This window comes from Janthinobacterium sp. UMAB-60 (assembly GCF_900095235.1).
GTDB lineage: Bacteria > Pseudomonadota > Gammaproteobacteria > Burkholderiales > Burkholderiaceae_D > Janthinobacterium.
On sequence record NZ_LT607493.1, the window covers coordinates 115,235 to 135,734 of the forward strand.

Annotated in this window: 19 protein-coding genes and 1 pseudogene; 3 read left to right on the forward strand and 17 right to left on the reverse strand. The window is 62.9% G+C overall.

Annotation, left to right across the window (positions count from 1 at the left end; translation table 11 throughout):
• Nucleotides 1-3: 3 nt before the first annotated feature.
• The 16 genes and pseudogenes from rbsK to K0F86_RS19075 all read right to left on the reverse strand — a co-directional run bounded on the left by rbsK (nucleotide 4) and on the right by K0F86_RS19075 (nucleotide 18,774).
• Nucleotides 4-915 (reverse strand): ribokinase, encoded by a 912-nt coding sequence (gene rbsK, locus K0F86_RS19005; protein ID WP_219135837.1) that lies wholly within the window; start codon nucleotides 913-915, stop codon nucleotides 4-6.
• On the reverse strand, nucleotides 912-1,961 hold the full coding sequence (locus K0F86_RS19010; protein WP_219135838.1) for a LacI family DNA-binding transcriptional regulator: 1,050 nt from the start codon (nucleotides 1,959-1,961) through the stop codon (nucleotides 912-914). The genes rbsK and K0F86_RS19010 overlap by 4 nt, the downstream gene beginning before the upstream one ends.
• Before the next feature lie 21 nt (nucleotides 1,962-1,982).
• Complete coding sequence (locus K0F86_RS19015) at nucleotides 1,983-2,954, reverse strand: ABC transporter permease (RefSeq protein WP_219135839.1); 972 nt, start codon at nucleotides 2,952-2,954, stop codon at nucleotides 1,983-1,985.
• 18 nt (nucleotides 2,955-2,972) lie between these two features.
• Nucleotides 2,973-4,523: a sugar ABC transporter ATP-binding protein gene (locus K0F86_RS19020; RefSeq protein WP_219135840.1), complete on the reverse strand. Its 1,551-nt coding sequence runs from the start codon at nucleotides 4,521-4,523 to the stop codon at nucleotides 2,973-2,975.
• A gap of 84 nt (nucleotides 4,524-4,607) precedes the next feature.
• A complete protein-coding gene (locus tag K0F86_RS19025) occupies nucleotides 4,608-5,567 on the reverse strand; it encodes a sugar ABC transporter substrate-binding protein (RefSeq protein ID WP_219135841.1) in 960 nt (319 codons plus the stop codon).
• A gap of 208 nt (nucleotides 5,568-5,775) precedes the next feature.
• Complete coding sequence (locus tag K0F86_RS19030) at nucleotides 5,776-6,657, reverse strand: EamA family transporter (RefSeq protein ID WP_219135842.1); 882 nt, start codon at nucleotides 6,655-6,657, stop codon at nucleotides 5,776-5,778.
• Between the two features lie 166 nt (nucleotides 6,658-6,823).
• Nucleotides 6,824-7,924: a zinc ribbon domain-containing protein gene (locus tag K0F86_RS19035; protein ID WP_219135843.1), complete on the reverse strand. Its 1,101-nt coding sequence runs from the start codon at nucleotides 7,922-7,924 to the stop codon at nucleotides 6,824-6,826.
• 8 nt (nucleotides 7,925-7,932) lie between these two features.
• Nucleotides 7,933-9,045: a zinc ribbon domain-containing protein gene (locus tag K0F86_RS19040; RefSeq protein WP_219135844.1), complete on the reverse strand. Its 1,113-nt coding sequence runs from the start codon at nucleotides 9,043-9,045 to the stop codon at nucleotides 7,933-7,935.
• 65 nt (nucleotides 9,046-9,110) lie between these two features.
• The gene (locus K0F86_RS19045; protein WP_219135845.1) at nucleotides 9,111-9,833 is read right to left on the reverse strand and encodes a hypothetical protein; all 723 of its coding nucleotides are present in this window, start codon (nucleotides 9,831-9,833) and stop codon (nucleotides 9,111-9,113) included.
• Nucleotides 9,834-9,880: 47 nt separating this feature from the next.
• Nucleotides 9,881-10,678 carry a hypothetical protein gene (locus tag K0F86_RS19050; RefSeq protein WP_257572235.1) on the reverse strand — a complete coding sequence of 266 codons (798 nt, stop codon included), beginning with the start codon at nucleotides 10,676-10,678 and terminating at the stop codon, nucleotides 9,881-9,883.
• Between the two features lie 75 nt (nucleotides 10,679-10,753).
• A pseudogene (locus tag K0F86_RS27950) lies at nucleotides 10,754-10,861 on the reverse strand (zinc-ribbon domain-containing protein); the annotation flags it as partial.
• 282 nt (nucleotides 10,862-11,143) lie between these two features.
• The gene (locus K0F86_RS19055) at nucleotides 11,144-13,405 is read right to left on the reverse strand and encodes a YgiQ family radical SAM protein (RefSeq protein WP_219135907.1); all 2,262 of its coding nucleotides are present in this window, start codon (nucleotides 13,403-13,405) and stop codon (nucleotides 11,144-11,146) included.
• A gap of 237 nt (nucleotides 13,406-13,642) precedes the next feature.
• Nucleotides 13,643-13,921: a DUF4404 family protein gene (locus tag K0F86_RS19060; RefSeq protein ID WP_219135847.1), complete on the reverse strand. Its 279-nt coding sequence runs from the start codon at nucleotides 13,919-13,921 to the stop codon at nucleotides 13,643-13,645.
• Between the two features lie 12 nt (nucleotides 13,922-13,933).
• Nucleotides 13,934-14,146: a VF530 family DNA-binding protein gene (locus K0F86_RS19065; RefSeq protein WP_070219603.1), complete on the reverse strand. Its 213-nt coding sequence runs from the start codon at nucleotides 14,144-14,146 to the stop codon at nucleotides 13,934-13,936.
• A gap of 118 nt (nucleotides 14,147-14,264) precedes the next feature.
• Entirely contained in the window at nucleotides 14,265-16,406 is a 2,142-nt protein-coding gene (locus tag K0F86_RS19070) for a M3 family metallopeptidase (protein WP_219135848.1), read from the reverse strand.
• A 238-nt stretch (nucleotides 16,407-16,644) separates the two neighbouring features.
• Nucleotides 16,645-18,774 carry a M3 family metallopeptidase gene (locus K0F86_RS19075; RefSeq protein WP_257572237.1) on the reverse strand — a complete coding sequence of 710 codons (2,130 nt, stop codon included), beginning with the start codon at nucleotides 18,772-18,774 and terminating at the stop codon, nucleotides 16,645-16,647.
• Between the two features lie 116 nt (nucleotides 18,775-18,890).
• Here K0F86_RS19075 and K0F86_RS19080 point away from each other — a divergent pair, with 116 nt between their 5' ends.
• The gene (locus K0F86_RS19080; protein WP_219135849.1) at nucleotides 18,891-19,385 is read left to right on the forward strand and encodes a DUF6404 family protein; all 495 of its coding nucleotides are present in this window, start codon (nucleotides 18,891-18,893) and stop codon (nucleotides 19,383-19,385) included.
• Here K0F86_RS19080 and K0F86_RS19085 read toward each other — a convergent pair.
• On the reverse strand, nucleotides 19,382-19,600 hold the full coding sequence (locus K0F86_RS19085; protein WP_219135850.1) for a SlyX family protein: 219 nt from the start codon (nucleotides 19,598-19,600) through the stop codon (nucleotides 19,382-19,384). The two genes, K0F86_RS19080 and K0F86_RS19085, sit on opposite strands and share 4 nt — an antisense overlap.
• A gap of 161 nt (nucleotides 19,601-19,761) precedes the next feature.
• Between K0F86_RS19085 and K0F86_RS19090 the strand changes: the two genes are divergently transcribed.
• Together K0F86_RS19090 and K0F86_RS19095 are read left to right on the forward strand one after the other, a co-directional pair.
• The gene (locus K0F86_RS19090) at nucleotides 19,762-20,190 is read left to right on the forward strand and encodes a type II toxin-antitoxin system RelE/ParE family toxin (protein ID WP_219135851.1); all 429 of its coding nucleotides are present in this window, start codon (nucleotides 19,762-19,764) and stop codon (nucleotides 20,188-20,190) included.
• Nucleotides 20,136-20,492 carry an addiction module antidote protein gene (locus tag K0F86_RS19095; protein ID WP_219135852.1) on the forward strand — a complete coding sequence of 119 codons (357 nt, stop codon included), beginning with the start codon at nucleotides 20,136-20,138 and terminating at the stop codon, nucleotides 20,490-20,492. Before K0F86_RS19090 ends, K0F86_RS19095 begins: the two co-directional genes overlap by 55 nt.
• Nucleotides 20,493-20,500: the final 8 nt, after the last annotated feature.

Genomic DNA, 20,500 nt, shown 5'->3' on the forward strand with positions numbered 1-20,500 from the left:
GTCTCAGAACAGCTCGTGCAAGTGGGGAATCGAGGTTTGCGCACCGGGCTTGGTGACGCTCCAGGCGGCCGCGCGCTGGCCTTGGCCAATCGCTTCGGCCTCGTCCATGCCGGACGCCAGGCCCGCCACAAAACCGCCGATGAAGGTGTCGCCGGCAGCCGTCGTGTCGACCGCTTGCACCACCTCGGCCGGGAACGTGAAATCGCCGCCATACAGGGCCGCATGCACGCCCTTGGAACCGAGGGTAATGATGACGTTGTCGCTGCCCAGCTTTTGCAGCGCGGCCGCCAGCGCCTTGGCATCCGCGCCGTCCGGACTGACGCCGGCCAGCATGGCCGCTTCGATTTCATTCGGAATCAGGTAGTCGACCAGTTCCAGCACGCCTTCTGGCAGGCTGGCGGCCGGGGCCGGGTTCAGCACCACCGTCTTGCCCAGCGAGCGGGCCAGTCTAATGGCGTGCACAACGGTGGCCATCGGCGTTTCCAGCTGCAGCACGACGATGTCCGCCTGTTCGATCAGCCCTTTGGCCGCATCGATGTGCGCGGGGCTCAGTAAATCGTTGGCGCCGCCGGCAATCACGATGCTGTTCTGGCCGTTGTCGTCGACCAGGATGGAAGCGATGCCGGACGCGACGCCCGGCAAGGTGGTGATGTGGCTGTCGATGATGCCGTCACCCACGAGGGCCGCGCGCAACGTCGCGCCGAACGCGTCGTCGCCCACGCAGCCGACCATGGCCACTTGCTGGCCGCCGGCGGCCACTTTGCCGCTCAGGCGCGCGCAAGCGACGGCCTGGTTGGCACCCTTGCCACCAGGAATGGTGCGAAACGCGCCGCCCGTCAGGGTTTCGCCGGGGAGGGGCATGCGCGGCACGCGCAAGACCAGGTCCATATTGATGCTGCCGATAACCACGATCATGATGTCATTCCCATCAGTTCAGTTGCAGGAGAAGTAAAAGGTACAGGCGCGGCGGCCGCGCTGGAGCCGCGCACGTGCAATGCGGGGGCGATGCTGCGCTGCTGGCGCGGCAAGGCGGGGTCGGCGATGCGTGCCAGCAGGCAGGCGGCCGTGATACGGCCCAGCTCGCGCGTATTTTGCGCCACGCTGCTCAGGGCCGGATGCACGAAGCTGGCCAGGTCGATATCGTCGAAGCCGACGACGGCCAGTTCCGCCGGCACAGCGATGCCGCGCTCGGCGGCGGCGCGCAAGGCGCCAAAGGCCATCAAATCATTGCAGCAGAACAAGGCGTCGGGGCGCTCGCCCTGGGGCAGTGCCAGCAAGTCCAGCGCCGCCGCATAACCGCCCGCGCTCGTAAAATCGCTATGGCGGCACAGGGCATCGGCCAGGATCACGCCCGCGTCCGCCATGGCGCCGCGCGCGCCGGCGATGCGCTCGTTGGAAATGCTCACCTCGCGGGGACCGGCGATGCAGGCGAGGCGCCGGCGTCCCAGCCCCAGCAAATGGCGCGCGGCCAAGGATCCCCCGGCGCGGTTGTCGACGGCCACGGCATCGATGGACAGGTCGCTGGGCGCGCGGTCGAGCAGCACGGCCGGCACCTTCATCTTGCGCAGCAATTCGCCATCGCTGTCGGCCAGCGCGGACAGGATCAGGCCGTCGCAGCGCTTGGTCAGCAGCACGTTCAGGTAATCGCGCTGCTTGACGGGGTCGTCATCGGAATTGCACAAAATCACGCTGTAGCCGGCCGCGTAGCAACTGTCCTCGATGCCGCGCGCCACTTCCGAAAAATACGGATTCGTATTATTGGGAATGATCAGGCCAATGGTGCCCGTGCTGCGGCTGCGCAAGGAGCGCGCCAGCGCGCTGGGCACGTAATGCAATTGCTCCGCCGCCGCCAGCACGGCGCGGCGCGCCGCGTCGCTGACGGGGCGGGTATTGTTGAGGACGTGCGACACGGTGGTAAACGACACCCCCGCCGCCTGCGCCACTTGCTTGATGGTTGCCATGAAACGCGCCTTCTGTTGCGATTATGCGCGTTCGCCGCGGCGTCGGTAAGTGTCGAGCACCACGGCGGCGACGATCACCAGGCCCGTGACGATGCGTTTCACGGGTTCCGATACACCCACTTGCGCCAGGCCCGCTTCCAGCACGGAAATGATCAACACGCCAATGAAGGTGCTGATGACGGAACCGCGCCCGCCCATCAGGCTGGTGCCGCCGATCACGACGGCGGCGATCACTTGCAATTCCATGCCCACGCCGCCATTCGGGTCGGCCGCTTCCAGGCGCGAGACCTGGAACAGCGCGCCCACGCCGGCAAGAAAGCCCATCAATGCAAACACCAGCACTTTTGACGGCTTCGTATTGATGCCGGACAAACGCACGGCTTCTTCATTCGTGCCGATGCCGATCCAGTGGCGTCCCAGCACCGTGCGCGTGAGCACCAGGTGGCCGATCACAACGATGGCGATGGCAGCGATGAAGGCGGGCGACAGGCCGAAGGCGATCGGCGAGCTGATGCCGTCAACGGCGCTGCCGATGTATTCCGTGCGCGAATTGGTCACTTGATAGGCCAAGCCCCGTGCCATTTCCAGCACGCCCAGCGAAACGATGAACGAGGGGATGCGCCAGCCGACGGAAATGAGGCCCGTCGTCGCGCCGCACAGGGCGGCGACGAACATGCCCAGCAGGGCCGCGCTCCACACGGGCCAGCCCCAGTGCACGACGGCCAGCGACAGCACGGAAGCGGCCAGCGCCATCACGGAGCCGACGGACAGGTCGATGCCGCCGATGATCAGGACAAACGTCATGCCGACCGCCATCACGACCAGGGTCGGGATGTTGTTCGACAGGGTGCTGAGGGTAGCCAAAGTAAAAAAGTTTTCGCTGGCAAACGAGAACAGCACGCACATGGCGACCAGGGCGCCGATCAGGCCCGCATAGTTTTTCAGGTCGGCCAGGCTGCGCTGCAGATACGAAGGAGAGGAATGGGTGGTCATGGGAATCTTTCCGGCGGATCAGGCCGCAGCTGGAGTGGAAGTGGGGGTCAAATAGCCGGAGAAGGCGGCCGACAGCAGCGCGTCCTGGCTCCAGGCGCCGCGCTCGAAGGTGTCGACGATGCTGCCCGCGCTCATCACGGCGATGCGGTCGCAGATCAGCATCAGTTCGCGCAAGTCGCTCGACACGATGACGAGACCCTTGCCCTGGCGCGCCTGTTCGGCCAGCACCTGATAAATATCAAACTTGGCGCCGATATCGATGCCGCGCGTGGGCTCGTCGAACAACATCACGGGGCAGTCGCGGTACAGCCAGCGGGCGATCACCACTTTTTGCTGGTTGCCGCCGGACAATTCCGCCACCGTTTGCGCGCTGTTGCGCGAGCGGATGCCCAGGCGCTCAATGTAATCGTCGGCCACCGTCGCTTCGGCCGCGTCGTTGAGCCAGCCGGCGCCACTGACGGTATCGAGCGAAGCCAGGGTCGTGTTGACGGCGATGGACTGGCGCAACAACAAACCTTGGCCCTTGCGGTCTTCCGTGATCATGGCGATGCCCGCTTTCACGGCCGCCTGCGGCGAGTGCAAGGCAGCGGGTACTTCGCTGTCGCCGAGGAATACGTCACCGGCGTCGGCGCGGTCGGCGCCGAAGATCAAACGCAGCAATTCCGTGCGGCCCGAGCCGATCAGGCCGGCGATGCCGAGGATTTCACCGGCACGCAAGTCGAACGACGTCGGCTTGACCACCTTGCCGCGCGCCAGGCCGCGCACGCGCAGCAGCGGCGCCCCTAACGTGCGCCCGCTCAGGTCGACGGCATCGTCGGCCGAGCGGCCCACCATCAGGCTGACCAGGTCGGCGGCGGAGTGGCCCGCGATAGCGTCGTCGCACACGAGCTGGCCGTCGCGCAGCACGGCGATGCGGTCGGCCACGCGCTTGAGTTCTTCCAGGCGGTGGGAAATATAGATGATGCACACGCCGTCGGCCTTCAGGCGCTCGATTTGCAGGAACAGCAATTCCACTTCGCGGTGCGTCAGCATGGCCGTCGGTTCATCGAGTACCAGCAGGCGGCAGGAACCAATCAAATTGCGCGCGATCTCGATCATTTGCTGGTGGCCGATGCCCAGCTCGCCGACCAAGGTCCACGGGTCGAGGCCGCCCAGGCCCACTTTGTCCATCTGTTCGCGCGCGTCGCGTTCAAGACGGGTGCGGTCGATGAAGCCGAAACGCTGCGGCAGGTTTTTCAGGTACAGGTTTTCCGCGATCGACAGCGTGGGAATCAGATTGAGTTCCTGCATCACCATGCGGATACCCAGCGCCTCGGCGGCGCCGCGCGAGGCGGGCTGGTAAGGCTTGCCGTCGAGCAGCATGGTGCCCGTGGTGGCTTGCTCCAGGCCGCAGATGATCTTCGACAAGGTACTCTTGCCCGCGCCGTTCTCGCCCGTCAGCGCCAGCACCTGACCAGCGGCGAAGCGCAAGCCCACGCCGCCCAGCACGGGGCCGACATAGGACTTGCCGATGTTATCGAGCGTTAACAGGGGAATGGCGGCTGGCGCCGGGGGTATGTCGATGGGCATGATAAAACTCCGCGGTAGTGGCGGCGGGGCCGGCTGCGCCTGCTCGGTGAGCAAGCGGGCGCCAACCCCGGCGGGATCAAACGATCAGGACTTGGCGCCCTTGGCGACCAGTTCGACCTTGGTTTCGATGGCGCCACCGAGCTCGGCCTGTTTCTTCTTCTGCGCCAGGGCTTTCAGCACGGTCTCGATGCCGAACACGGCTTGCTGCGAACCGAACTGGTCGGCGGTGGCCAGCACGCGGCCATCGGCCAGCATCGGCTTGATGGCGTTGATGTTGTCATAGCCGACGACGAGCACTTTGCCCGTCTTGCCGGCCGCCTTGATGGCGGAAATGGCGCCGATGGCCATGTTGTCGTTACCGCACAGCAAGGCCTTGATATTCGGGTTGGCGTTCAGCATGGCGGCGGCCACCGTGTTGGCAGGGGCGATTTCCCACTGGCCCGACTGCACGCTGACGACCTTGGCGCCGGCCGCGTTCATCGCATCCTGGAAGCCCAGGGTACGCTGCTGCGCGTTGTAGGTGGTGGAGACGCCTTCGATGATGCCGACGGGATCGCCCTTCTTGATCTGCTTGGCCAGGAAGTCGCCGACCACCTTGGCGCCCTTGCGGTTGTCCGGGCCGACGAACGGCACGCTGATGCCCTTCTCTTTCAGGGCGCCCTCGTCGAGCTTGTTGTCGATATTGACGACGATGATGCCCGCGTCGATGGCTTTTTTCAGCACCGGCACCAGCGCTTTCGAGTCGGCCGGGGCAATCACCAGCGCGTTGACGCGCGAGACGATCATTTGCTCGACCAGCTTGATCTGGCTCGACGTATCCGTTTCATCCTTGATGCCGTTCGACAGCAAGTCGTACTTGGCGGCATTCGCCTTCTGGTGCGCCTTGGCGCCATTTTCCATGGTCAGGAAAAATTCATTGGCAAGCGACTTCATCACCAGCGCCACCTTCGGTTTGGCAGGTGTCTGCGCCATCGCCGGCACGGCGGGCAAGGCACACACGAGGACAGCGGCGGCAATCATTTTCAGGCGAATACGGGATGTCATGGGCGTCTCCAGAGTTGTTGGTCAAGCACGTGTAGAGCATGCTTTTATGGAATTTCATTGCGCGCAAACGTTTGCGCGAAGCGAATAGTGCCTCAATGCCACACATCAGTGCAAGCAAAACAGTATGTGCGGTGCAGCAAAAGGGATACGTTCAGAGGGAAGCAGGCAGGCCGATGCGATCGGCCTGCCGAGGGGAAATGCGCAGAGGTCAGGCGTTTGTTGCGGGACGGGCGCTGGCCCACTGCACGGCCAGCACGCTGGCCAGCACCAACAGCAAACCCAGCATCGACCAACCCGTCATGGCCTGGCCCAGCAAGGCCCAGCCCAGCACGACAGCCATCAGGGGGCTGAGCAAGCCCAGCGAGGACACGGCCACGGGCGACAGGCGGCTGATGCCGCGGAACCACAAGGCATACGCCAGCAGCGCGCCGGCCAGGCACAGGTAGGCGTAGGCCAGCACTTGCTGCACGGATAACGCCGGCAGCGGCGCGTCGGCCAGCCAGGCGACGGGCGCCAGCATCAGGCCGCCAAGCAGCAATTGCCAGCCCGTCAGCGCCAGCACGGGCAAGTCCGGCTTCCAGCGCCGTGTCAGATACGTGCCGGCCGCCATGCAAGCCGTGCCGCCCAGCGCGGCGGCGATGCCGACGGGTTCCCACACGGTGCGCGGCGACAATAACAGAACGCCCATGCCGGCCACGCCCAGCACGCTGGCCAGCAAGGCCAGGCGGGCCGGACGGCGCCCTTCCACGCCCCAGGCCAGGCCCATCACCAGCAGCGGCTGGATGGCGCCCACCACAGCCGCCAGGCCGCCCGGCAAGCGGTAGGCGGCGACGAACAGCAGCGCCTGGAACACGCCGATATTGAGCGCGGAAAGAATCAGCACGCGGCCCCAGTCGCGCCGCGCGGGCAGGCGCCGCATCAGCAGCAGCAACAGCAGGCCGGCCGGCAGCACGCGGATCAGGGCCGCCGTGAAGGGCCGGTCGGGCGGCAGCAGTTCGGACGTGACGATATACGTGGAACCCCAGATCAGGGGCGCCAGCGCCGTGAGCAGAATGTCGCCCCAGGCGGGACGGGCAGAAGAAGAGGCCATGCAACTATCTCGACATTAAGATAAAAGTCCAGTGTGGGCGCGAACTATCTTGATGTCAAGATAAATTGGCGTGCGCGCCGTTGCCTGCGGGCGGGCGAAAAAAAACCCGGCATGGCCGGGCTCAGGAACGCTGCCAAGCGGCACGCTGCGCCGCCTGGCTCGCCGTTTAATCGCGCATGCGCCGCAGGGTTGTCACCCGCATGCCGCCCATGCTGATCTGCGCCGTGCTGCCATCGTCACTGACGATAATATCCATGGCCGCATCGCCCGCGCCTTGCGGCGTGATCGTCACGGTATTGCCGTTGGTGGTGAAGGTGGCCTTGGTCGAGGTTCCGTTATTGATCACGCTGTCGCGCGTAAATTCCAGGACATTGCCCATCGCCGCCTGCCATTTCCCCACCGCCGGGTGACCGCCAAAGCTGAACGCGCTTTTCAGCTTGTCCAGCATGCCCGCGCCCTGCACGGCCGGCGATTTGCCTATCGCACCGGTCAAGGCCGCCTGGCTCATCTGCGTTTCGTCGATGACTTGCCACTGCTTGTCGACCAGCGCCATCGGCAACCGCACTTCCAGGTCGCCGTCCGGCAGGCGTTGCAGGATCAGTGCGCGGTCCGGCGATTTGGCGAACCACGCCGCCTCATCGGTCAGCGTCAGCGTGGCCTTGGCCATCGCCACGTGCTGTGCGCCCAGGTCGCGCACCTGATCGTAGCCGCTGACCTTGGCCACTTTCACGCCCTTGGCCACGCAAAGCTTGTCGCCGCGCAAAGCCGCCTTGCCCGGTGCGGCCAGCGCGTAGACAAATTGCGATTGCGCAACCCAACCACCGCTGCCTTGTTCCACGGGTGCACTGTACAGTCCGCTACGCACGAGGATATCCAGCCATTGCCGAGTGGAACTGTCGTACGAGGCCACGCGGATCTCTTCCTTCTGGTACGGCAAGTTGGTGAGGCACAGCAACTTGTCGCGCACCGCCTCGTCGGCCGCCAGATGGGCATCGATGGCGCGGCTGAAACTGCCGGCCGAGGCCGCTTCCGGCGCCAGCAGCCACGCCAGCGCGCCGCCGGCCACGATGACCACCGCCAGCACGCCGCCGGCGATCATGATGTGGCGCCGCTTCACGCCGGACAGCACCGGCGTCGCGGCTGCTGCAGATGCCGGTACTGGTGCGGGCGCAGGCGCCGGTGCCGCGTTGACGGCCTTGCCGCATTCATCGCAAAAGCGCGCGTCCGGGGCATGGGCGGTGCCGCATTTGGTGCAGAAGTGAGCCATGGTGTGCCTTACTTGAGTTTATGCGCGCATTCGCCGCAGAACACGTCATCGGACGCGACCGGTGCCTTGCAGTTCGGGCATTGCAGGCTGTCAGCTGGCGCAGCTGCCGGAGCGGCTGGGGCCGTCGCCTGCTCGGCCAGGGTGCGCGCACGTTCACGCGCTTCCTCGGCCTTTTTCTTGACCACGGCCAGGCCTTCGTTCAGGCTCGCTTCCGAGGCGCTGAAATCGACATTGCGCGTGGCGTTCAGGTAAATGATGCATACGCCCTTGGTGAAAATCAGGCCAGGCACAACGGCCGCGGCCGCCATCAGCAAGCCGCCGCCCAGGCCGGCAGCGATGATATAGCCGGAACCACCGCCACCACCCAGGCCCGAGGCCAGCGTGTACATGTTCATCTGGCTGCCCAGGCCCAGGATGCCAGCCGACATGCCCGTGGTCAGCGACACGCCGGCACCGAGCACGCCAAAGATCAGCAGGGCCACAAACGAGGTCATCATGAACAGCAGCACTTCCAGCAGGATCACCGACACCAGCTTGGTGCGCACGATCTGGTTCAGGCGGGCAATGATCTGGAACACGCTGGCACCCGACCAGGCGGCAGGGCCGGCCAGCGGCAGCATCACGTAGAACAGCGCAAACACCAGCACGCCCAGCACGATGGCCGACAAGGGGAAGACGACCGCGTACAGCACGGGGCCGAGCACGGGAATCTTGCAAACGAACAAGATGATGGCGATGGCGAACATGGCCGCCAGCACGATCAGAAATTCCAGGAAGACGACCGCGATCAGGCGGTGGCTGGTGTACAGCGAAACGAGCACGGCATCAACCAGGCTCATCCCAGGCTGGCCTTGCGCATCGCGCATCAGCAGGATGCCCACGGCGTTGGAACCGTAAAACATCACCAGGAAGGCCATCAGGCCGCCCAGAAAGGCCAGCACGGCACTGTTCATGCCGCCGGCCAGCATCATCAGCACGCCACCGACGAGCACGGCACCGATGAAGGTCAGGGCCAGCAGGACAATCGCGCGGAAGTTCTTGATGGCATCGGTCGCTTCGATCAGCGAACCCACGGCGGAGGAAAAGGGAAGAGGTTTATGTGCTTCTGTGGAAATAGTCATGTCTGGCCTGGAAGGGGGAAATCGGGATGGGACGGCCTGCCTGGCCGTCCCGTGGTATTGATGTGTCAGTAGGCCAGCGCCAGTTGCAGCTCGCTCGCAGGCGCCTGGCGCTGGACGATCTGCAGCTTGACGTCCTGGCCGCCGACGCGCTTGCTATTCAGGTACAGGGCCGTGCGCACCGGGTAAATGCCCTGCGGTACGCCTTCGGGCATGGGAATCGAGAAGCCGCCCTTGTAGGCGCCGCTGCCATTATTGCTGCTGACGACCTTGCGCACAGTTTTGATCAGGTCGCCATTTGGCTTGTACAGGCTCAATTCTTCTTCCACCAGCGGATTCGGATCGCGCGTGCCGGCGGCCACTTCGATATACGAATTGGTCTGCGCCTTCTGGCCCGGACGGACGGAGGACGGCGTAAAGGCCGTCTCATACTTCACCAGTGTCGACTGCTCGGGCAGCTTGCCCTTGTTGGCCACCTTGTAGTCGGCCTGCACTTGCTGCGACGTCTTGACTTGCTGGCTTTGATAATTCAAGGCCACGCAGGCGAGTGCGCCCAGGCTGGCGCCCAGGGCCGCGCCGCGCACGGTATTCGTGCCACCGCCCAGCAAGCCGCCCACGACGGCGCCGATGCCGGCCAGCATGGCCGTATTGCATTCACCGCTGGCCGCTTCCGTGCCTGCGGTGGTGGTGCCGGTGGCGCCAGGGCCACCCGGCGCGGCGCAGCCGGCCAGCATCGAGGACACGACCAGCAGGGCTACCATGGGCTTGGCAATTTGTTTCAAGTTTTTCACGTTATTCTCCGGGAGGAACAAAATAGGGGGAAGGCAAGCAGCGCGGCTTACTCGATCTGGATTTGCGACAGCGCCTTGTCTTGCGCGTCTTTCGCCTTGCGCTTGATGTCGAGCGCGTAACGGTTACCCTTGTCCATGCGCAACACGGCATTCGCGTTGGCAATGGCACAGTCGTACTTGCGCTGGCTCATGCAGTGGCTCGCTTCCGACAGGCTCTCCGTGATCACGCTTTCCAGGCCGGCAGCCTTGTTCACAGGCGCGGCCGGCGGTGTCACCTTGACGGGTTTTGCCGGCTTTTCCGCGACGGGTGCCGGTGCTGGCTCGGGTGCTGGCTCGGGCGCCGGAACGGGAACGGCCTCCGGCACTGGCGCGGGTTCGTCCGCAGCCGCAGCAGGTGTCGCGGCAAAGTCAGCCGTCGCGGCGCCATCGAGCACAGGGTCGCTGATGGCCAGCGGCTGCTCGGCGGCAGACGCGGCGTCCTCCTGCCCCGGCAAGCCTGGCGCGGATTCCGGCGCCGCTACAGGCGGCTTGCCTGACAAGAAATAGTAAGCGCCCGCACCGCCCAGCAGCACCACCACGGCGACCGCCGCGGCGATCAGCTTCATGCGGTTGCCGCCTGTCGGGCTGTCAACCGGCGTGTCGGGAACACTGTCCGGCACGCGTGCGGGAATGGCTTCCGGTTCCGGCGCAGGGGCGGGCACAGGATCGGCACGGCGCTTTTCCAGCACCGGCGGTGGCGGCGCGACCGGTTCCGGGATGAAAACGGGAACGGGTTCCGGGGCAGCTTCGGCGACCACGTCTTCCACTGGTACGGCGACCGGCTCCGGCGCCGTCACCGGCGCCACGGCAAAGCTGAACGCGCACTTGGGGCAGAATCTGGCATCGGCCTTGCAATCATGGCCGCACTGGCCACAGGATTTGCCTGGCATCGGGGCGGCAACGGTGGTGGCAACGGCAAACGTCGTGCCACAGGAAGAACAGAATTTTGCGCCCGGTTTATTCTCGGCCTGGCAGGAAAGGCATTTCAATTGGCATCTCTTTTCATATCAACGCTGACGCCGTACGCCTGTATCGCTTGCCAGAATGGCAGCTTTGTTGCCGTACGGCTAAATATGCAACGAGTATATTTTCAAACAGCAAGTTGCCACAAGAGAAAATTGCCTTTTGCTCTATTCAATTTTTAAATATTGGTAAAAATCCTGCCGCCAAGGACATCTCGCGCACCACCTTGGTGCGCGGAAAGCAAAAAACCCGGCAACGCAGTCCGCGTTGCCGGGTTTTCAGGCGATGCCCGAGGCGCAGAGGGCAGTTTACTTGCGCCCGCCCCGTGCCGGCGCAGCATGGCCGCCCTTGGCGGGCGGCTTGCTGCCACGGCCCATCGGCACGACGGCCGGCTTGGCCTTCGTCTTGATGGTCGACAAAATCGAGGGCCGCACTTTCGATTCGGCAGCCGAGGCTTTCGGCGCGGCAGCCGTGCCGCCCAGGGCGATGCGGTTCTTGCCTGGCGTGACCTTGAACTTGTCCGGCGTGCCGGCGCCATGCGTCTGGCGGCTGCGTTCGCCTGCGGCCAGGCCGCCCGACTCGGACGAGGTCCAGGCAGGAATCAAGTGCTTGTCGCCATTGCCGATCAAGTCGCCACGCCCCATGTTGACCAGCGCTTCGCGCAGGATCGGCCAGTTGGCCGGATCCTGGTAGCGCAGGAAAGCCTTGTGCGTGCGGCGGATCTTGCCGCTGCGCGCCGTTTCCACCACTTCCGAGTCAGCCGTGACCTTGCGCAAGGGATTCTTGCGTGTGTGATACATGGTCGTGGCCATGGCCATCGGCGTGGGCATGAAGGTTTGCACCTGGTCCAGCTTGAAATTGTTTTTCTTCAGCCACAGGGCCAGGTTCAGCATGTCCAGGTCCGTCGTGCCCGGATGGGCGGCGATGAAGTACGGGATCAAATACTGCTTCTTGCCCGCTTCCAGCGAGAAACGGTCGAACATTTCCTTGAATTCGTCATACGCGCCGATGCCGGGCTTCATCATCTTCGACAAAGTGCCCTCTTCCGTGTGCTCGGGCGCGATCTTCAGCAAACCGCCGACGTGGTGCGTCACCAGTTCCTTCACGTACTCGGGCGAACGCACGGCCAGATCGTAGCGCAAGCCCGAGCTGATCAGCACTTTCTTGATGCCGGGAATGGCGCGCGCCTTGCGGTACAGGGAAATGAGCTTGCTGTGGTCGGTGCCCAGGTTGACGCAGATCGATGGATACACGCAGGACAGGCGGCGGCACGACACTTCGATCTCTTTGTCCTTGCAAGCGAGGCGGTACATATTCGCCGTCGGACCACCCATATCGGAAATGGTGCCCGTAAAGCCTTTGGTTTTATCGCGGATATGCTCAATTTCGCGCAGGATCGACGGTTCCGAACGGCTCTGGATGATGCGGCCTTCATGCTCCGTGATCGAGCAGAAGGTGCAGCCGCCGAAACAGCCGCGCATGATGTTGACGGAGAAGCGGATCATTTCCCAGGCGGGAATGTGCGCCTTGCCGTAACTTGGGTGCGGGGCGCGCGCGTAATTCATGTCGTACACGCCATCCATCTCGTCCATGGCCAGCGGCAGCGGCGGCGGGTTGAGCCACACGTCGCGTTCGCCGTGCGCCTGCACCATGGCGCGCGCATTGCCGGGATTCGATTCCAGGTGGAACACGCGCGACGCGTGCGCATACATGACGGGGTCATCCTTGACGACGTCATACGCAGGCAGGCGCACGACGGTCTTGTCATGCTTTTCCTTGGCCATGGCCAGGCGCTCTTCGCGGCTCATGATGCGGATAGGCTTGATGACTTCGGCCGATTTCGAGGCATTTTCCGTGGCGCAGGCGGTCTTGTCTTCCTGCACCATCTCATACGGGCTGTAGTGCGGATCGACCTTGCCGGGCACGTCGACGCGGGTGGAGTTGTGCACGCCCCAGTCGTCGCCAGGCAGCCAGCCGGCCGGCACCATGAAGGCCGTGCCGCGCAAGTCGCGGATATCCTTGATGTTTTCGCCGGCGGCCAGACGGTGCGTCAGGTCGACCAGCGCCCGTTCGGCATTGCCAAAGATCAACAGATCGGCCTTGGAATCGGGCAAGACGGAACGGCGGACCTTGTCCGACCAGTAATCGTAATGGGCGATGCGGCGCAACGACGCCTCGATGCTGCCGATGACCACCGGCACGTCGGGATACGCTTCGCGCGCGCGCTGGGCGTACACGGTGACGGCGCGGTCCGGGCGTTTATTCGGTTCGGCATTCGCCGTGTAGGCGTCGTCGGAGCGGATCTTGCGGTCGGCCGTGTACTGGTTGACCATGGAATCCATGTTGCCGGCGGTAATGCCATAGTACAAACGCGGCTTGCCGAGGATGCGGAAGGCGTCGGCCGACAGCCAGTCCGGCTGGCTGATGATGCCAACGCGGTAACCTTGCGCTTCGAGCAGGCGGCCAACCAGGGCCATGCCGAAACTCGGATGGTCAATGTAGGCGTCGCCCGTGACGAGGATAACGTCGCACTGGTCCCAGCCCAGCACGTCCATCTCGGCACGCGACATCGGCAGGAAAGGCGCCACGGCAGCGCGGGCAGACCGCTTGGGAACGGTCGCGAATAAATTGGTAGGGGAGCTCATAGGGTACGGATTGTACCGGAATTGGCCATTTCCAACCTGACGGCCTGCTTTTTACTGTTGGATTTCAGTACAAAAAACGTTTATTTTTCAATCACTTGGGGAAAGAAGGCCCTTGGGGTCAGACCCTTCGGGGGTCTGACCCCAGCTTTTCCCCGGGTTACATCAGATCCCCATATTGGCGAGAATCTCGCCAAGTTCCCGCAGCGCCGGCTCCAGTTTCGGATGCTTGACGGCAAACTTGGCCGACAATTCCTGGCTGCGCTCGGCCAGCCCATACGTGGTCGACTCTTCGTCCTGTGCCTGCGCGGCGCGCTTTTCCATCAGCAACTTGATGTCGACATCGAGTTTTTGCAGCAAACCATGCAGCTCTTCATCGACGGGGCCGCTGGTTGCCAGTGTCGAATGCAGCTGTTGCAGCGATTCCTTGAGTTTGCTATCCATATCTTTTTCCTGTCAGTCAGTAAATTGCGTGTCCAGGAACAATTGTTCCACCTTGCTCCTGGCCCACGGGGTCTTGCGCAAAAACTTCAGGCTCGACTTGATGCTGGGATCGCTGATGAAGCAATTGATATCGATGTGCTTGGCCAGGCCGTCCCAACCGTAGTGGGCGTGCAGGCGCGTCACGATACCTTCCAGGGTGATGCCATTCAAATCTTGCTGACTCATATACTCTTTCGACTGCCTTGGTTACGTCTTCATTTACATCTTACTCAATTCTACGCCGCCGGCACAGAAAGCTTGCGTGCGCCATGTCAACGCAACGCAAGCTTCTGATGAGGACGGCTTACTTCGCGTTCAAGCCGCGGCGTTCCAGCAATGGTTCCACGGTGGCATCTCGGCCGCGGAAGTCGCGGAACAGTTGCAGCGCATCGACGCTGCCGCCGCGCGACAGCAATTTGCTGCGGAACCAGTCGCCATTCTTGCGCGTCAGGCCGCCGTTTTCCTTGAACCAGTTGACCGATTCGGCGTCCAGCTTTTCCGACCACAGGTAGGCATAGTATGCCGCCGAGTAGCCGCCCGAGAAGCTGTGCGAGAAGTAGCTGGTGCGGTAGCGCGGCGGCACGGGCGCGTAGTCGACGCCCGCGTCTTTCAGCGATGCCGCTTCAAAGGCCAGCACGTCGGTCGGAATCTGGCTCGGCGCCAGTTGGTGCCAGCGCTGGTCCAGCAGGGCCGCCGACAGATATTCCGTCGTCATGAAGCCCTGGTTGAATTTCTTCGCCGCCGTGACCTTGTCGAGCAATTCCTGCGGCATGGCCGCGCCACTCTGGTAGTGCTTGGCATAGTTTTGCAGCACTTCCGGCCAGACGGCCCACATTTCATTGACTTGCGATGGATACTCGACGAAGTCGCTCGGCACGCTGGTGCCGGCAAAGCGCGGGTATTTCACGTTCGAGAACATGCCGTGCAGCGCATGGCCGAATTCGTGGAACATCGTCGTCACTTCATCGAACGTCAATAGCGTCGGCTGACCGGCCGGTGGCTTCGGAATATTCAACTGGTTGGCGACAACGGGATGCGTGCCCATCAGCGATGATTGCGACACGTATTCATTCATCCACGCGCCGCCATGCTTGTTGCCACGCGCATAGAAGTCGGCGATGAACAGGGCCAGCGGCTTGCCGTTGGCATCCAGAACGTCGTAGACGCGCACGTCCGGGTTGTACACCGGTAAATCAGTACGTTGCTTGAAGCTGATGCCGTACAGTTTATTGGCGGCAAAGAAGACGCCGTTGTTCAGCACGCTGTTGAGTTCCAGATACGGTTTCAGCTCGTTTTCATCAAAGTTGAAACGTTGCTTGCGCAGCTTGTCCGTGTAGATGGCCCAGTCGGCCGCCGCTACCTGGAAACCGCCTTTTTCCGCATCGACCACTTGCTGCAGGTCGGCCGCTTCGCGGCGCGCATTGGCGACAGCCGGTTTCGCCAGTTCCGACAGCAAGGTGTTGACGGCGGTCGTCGTCTTGGCCGTCTGGTCTTCCAGCGAATAGGCGGCGTAATTGGCGTAACCGAGCAAGGTGGCCCGTTCGGCGCGCAATTTGGCCAGTTTCAGCACGATGGCGCGGTTGTCGAACTCGCCGCCCTGGCTGCCCCGGTTCAGCGAAGCGTCCATCAAACGCTGGCGTGTCTTGCGATCCGTCAATACGGCCAATGGCGGCTGGCCGCTGGTGTTGACCAGGGCGATGACGAACTTGCCCGTCAAGCCGCGTTCCTTGGCGGCCGCGGCGGCCGTATCGATATCGCTGTCCGTCATGCCGGCCAGTTCGGCACGGGTGTCGACGACGAGGCTCTTGGCATTCGTTTCCTTCAGCACGTTTTGCGCGAAGGCCGTTTCCAGGCCCGCCTGCTCGGCGTTATAGGCTTTCAGTTTTTCCTTGTCCGCATCGGACAGCTTGGCGCCGGCGCGCACGAAATCCGTGTGATAACGTTCCAGCAGACGCAAGGATTCGGCATCGAGGCCCAGCTTGTCGCGCTTGGCGTACAGGGTGTCGATGCGGGCAAACAGTTTCGGGTTCAGGGTGATGGCGTCGCCATGCGCGGCCAGCTTGGGCGACACATCCACTTCCACCGCTTCCAGCACGGCATTGGTATTGGTCGACGTCATGTTGCTGAAGATGCTTTGTACGCGGTGCAGCAGCTGCCCCGTGCGCTCCAGCGCGACGATGGTGTTTTCAAACGTGGCCGGCTGGCGGTTGCTGGCAATCGCGTTGACTTCGGCCAACTGGCGTTTCATGCCTTCGGCAAACGCCGGCGCATAGTGAGCATCCTTGATCAGGCCGAACTGCGGCATCTGGAATGGCAGCGGACTGACTTTGAGCAAAGGATTCTGGGCGCTGATGGCGGCGGCAGGTGCGGCGGCGGCCAGGGCGGAAGGAGCGGCGTGGGCCAGCATGACGCTGGCGGCGATGACGAGCAGTTGTGGACGGATCATGACATCTTTCAGGAAGCGCGGGAAGAACCGCGATCGCGTCGCGGGCCAGTGGCAGATCATAGCAGTCTGTTACACAGGCGTCATCCAACATGGGTGATCCTGTGGTGCAGCACGCCAAATGCGCGGTTTACCACGGTTTATAATTAAAATCGCCAAATAAAAATGGCCGCCAATTGCTTGGCAGCCATTTTTTCATTGACCCGGCCTTGACGCCGGCATCACCCGATTACTTGCCGGCTTATTTAACGCTCAGGCCACGGCGTTGCAGCAGCGGCTCGATCTTCGCATCGCGGCCGCGGAAGTTGCGGTAGATGTCGAGCGCATCGGCGCTGCCGCCGCGCGACAGCAACTTGGCTCTGAACCAGTCGCCATTCTTGCGCGTCAGGCCGCCGTTTTCCTTGAACCACTCGACCGTATCGGCATCGAGCTTTTCCGACCACAGATACGCGTAGTAGCCGGCCGAATAACCGCCCGCGAACGCGTGCGAAAAATACGTGGTGCGGTAGCGCGGCGGCGCCGGGGCGAAATCGACGCCCGCGTCCGTCAAGGCGGTTTTTTCAAACGCCAGCACGTCGGTGGGGATCTGTGCCGGGGTCAGCTGGTGCCAGCGCTGGTCCAGCAGGGCCGACGCCAGGTATTCCGTGGTTTTATAGCCCTGGTTGAAATTGTCGGCCGCCGTCACCTTGGCCAGCAGTTCGGCGGGAATAGCCGCGCCCGTCTGGTAGTGCTTGGCGTAGTTTTGCAGCACTTCCGGCCACAGCGCCCACATTTCGTTGACTTGCGACGGGTATTCGACGAAGTCGCGCGGCACGCTGGTGCCGGCGAAGCGCGGGTATTTCACGTTCGAAAACATGCCATGCAGCGCATGGCCGAATTCGTGGAACATGGTGTTGACTTCGTCAAACGTCATCAGGGTCGGCTGGCCCGCTTCCGGCTTCGGAATGTTGAGGTTATTCGCAATCACCGGCTTGCGGTTCAGCAAGCTCGACTGGCCCACGTAGGCATTTGCCCAGGCGCCGCCGCGCTTGTTGCTGCGCGCGTAAGGGTCCAGCGTGAAAATGGCCAGCTGCGTGCCGTCTTCATTGAAGACGTCGTACACCAGCATGTCGGCCGTGTAGACGGGCAAGTCGGTGCGCTGCTTGAAGGTCAAGCCGTACAATTTACCGGCGGCAAAGAACACGCCACGGGTCAAGACGCTGTGCATTTCAAAGTACGGTTTTAATTGCGTCTCATCGAAGTTGTAGCGTTCGGCGCGTACCTTGTCGCTATAGAAAGCCCAGTCGGCGGCGCCCACCTTGAAGCCGCCTTTGCCTGCATCGATGACCTTCTGGATATCGTCCGCTTCGCGGCGCGCATTGACGACGGCCGGCTTCGCCAATTCGCCCAGCAGGGCGTTCACGGCGGTGGTGTCGTGCGCCGTCTGGTCTTCCAGCGAATACGCCGCGTAGTTCGGGTAGCCCATCAGCGCGGCACGTTCGGCGCGCAGCTTTGCCAGTGCCAGCACTTCGGCGGTATTGTCGAACTCGCCGCCACGGCTGCCGCGCGCTTGCGAAGCGGCCATGATGCGTTCGCGCACGGCGCGGTTGGTCAGCAGCGACAGCGGCGCCTGGCCCGTCGTGTTGACGAGGGCGATCACGTATTTGCCATCCAGGCCGCGCTTCTTGGCCAGGCCGGCGGCCACTTCGATGGCGGCCGGCGACAGGCCGTCGAGTTCTTCGCGCGTATCGACGACGACAGCCGAGGCGTTCAATTCCTTCAGTACATTTTGCGCGAACTTGGTCGACAGGGCCGCCAGCTGGCCGTTGTAGGCGCGCAGCTTTTCTTTGTCCGCCGCCGACAGCTTGGCGCCCGCGCGCACGAAGTCCGTGTGATAGCGTTCCAGCAGGCGTTTCGATTCGGCATCCAGGCCCAGCTTGTCGCGCTTGGCGTACAGGCTGTCGACGCGCTTGAAGAGTTTGTCGTTGAGCATGACCGCGTCGCTGTGGGCCGCCATCTTCGGCGCCAGTTCGCGTTCCAGGCCCTGGATCGTCTCATTCGTGTTCGAGCCGGACATCACGGAAAACACGGTGCGCACGCGGCTCAGCAGCTGGCCCGAGCGTTCCATGGCGACGATGGTGTTATCGAACGTGGCCGGCTTCCGGTTATTCGCAATCGCGTCGATTTCCGCCAGGTTGGCGGCCATGCCTGCCGTAAAGGCGGGTGCGTAATCGGCATCCTGCACCTTGTCGAACGGTGGATAGTGAAATGGCAGGCTGCTGGCCTGCGCAAACGGGTTCGAGGCAGGCAAGGCCGCGGTAGCGGCAAAAGCGGCGGCGGCTGGCGCCAGCATCAGGCTGGCGGCGATGACGAGCATTGTTGGACGGGTCATGTCTTCTTTCAAGAAACGCAAGAGAGCCGCGATTGTGTCGCGGGCCAGCCTGAAATAATAACAGCCTGACACACTTGCGTCACCCGCAACTACCGATGGTAGCGATACGCCCATACATGAAAGGTTTTCATGCCCGGCTCTCCGGATATGCAATGCAAAATATCAATACTCAGCTGACCTGTATCGCATATAGTATCCATTCGGCAACCGGAGAATCCATGAGCTTTGAGCAGCGCAAGACACGCGCCCTGGAACTGTTGAGCAACACGGGCATGGCCCGCAGCCACTATGCGCCGCCGCTGATACGCCTGTTGTGGAAGGCCAGCGTGCAGGTTCCGCCGCCGCATTTCCAGTCTTTCCTGCGTACCGCGCTCGGCATGGGACTCTGGTTCGGCATGTTCTGGGGCCTGATCATGTGGTTTTTTTTCTGGTCGCGGCCCGATGCCGCCACCCCGTTATCACCCCTGGCGGCGCTGATGGCGGCCTGTGCGGCAGGCAGCCTGTTTGGCATCGCCATGGCCAGCGTCTATGCCCGCGACCGGCGCAAGCACCAGTTGCCGGCATGGATCGCGCTGGACGAGCAACAGTCCCCAGGCAATTCCCTTGATTAATAGTGCGGCGGACGGTCGTTGACCAGTCCGCCGTTTGCCTGCTGCGCCCCGTCGCGCACGTGTTCGCCCAGCTTGTGCAGCATCGCTTCCAATTGATCGATGCGCTTGCCCTGCTGGTACACCATCTGGTTCAGCGACTCGACCAGGTCTTCCTGCTGCGCCAGCTTGATTTCGATATCGACGAAACGTGTTTCCATCTGTTCTGCATTGTCCATGGTGCTCTCGGTGATTCCTGACTGAAAGCGGCATTCTACCGCCGCAGCGGCGTGAGCCAGCACAAACCTCGTCCATTCCCCATCGGTCAGGTGGCCATTTCTGCCTATTCTTCCCTGATGGCTGAATCAAACCGCTTGACGAATGAGAACAAACGATTACAATGGACGTATCCACTTTGCCTGACCTGATCGATACGCGCAAGACGGCCGAATACCGGCGCTGGGAAGATTCCCTGCATGACGTGGCGGCCGCCGCCATTGATGCGCGCATCAAGCATTTGCAACATGGTAAAAAGGGCGACTGGCGGCCAGTGGGCGAAGGCGTGTGCGAACTGCACTTTTTACAGACGGGACCGGGCTGGCGCGTGTACTTTCACGAAACCAATCGGGGCACCCTGATCTTGTTGCTGCTGGGTGGCGACAAATCGAGCCAGCGGCGCGACATCAAGCAGGCGCAAGCGATACTCAAGGACTTGAAAGCCCGGCAGGCGGCCCTGAAGAAAGCGGCGGCGGCATCCACAGGAGCACGAAAAAAATGCACCGACATAGCGACCATGACACCTTCGACCTCGACGACCTGGAAGCATTAGGCCTGAGCAAATTTGACCCAACGCAACACCTGACCAGCAAAGCCGCCGTGGCCGCCTACATGAGCGAAATCGTCGCCACCGGCAACGCCGAGCTGTTCCAGTCCGCCATGAACGACGTGGTGCGCGCCTACGGCATGGGCAAGGTGGCGGCCAGGGCCGACATCACGCGCGAAGGCGCGTATAAAGCCTTGCGCGAAGGCAGCAAGCCGCGTTTCGAAACCATTTTGAAGATGCTCGATGCGCTGGGCATGCAGCTGACCATCGTGCCCAAAACCACGCCGGACGGCGCCGTGGAAGCCTGAACGTTCTC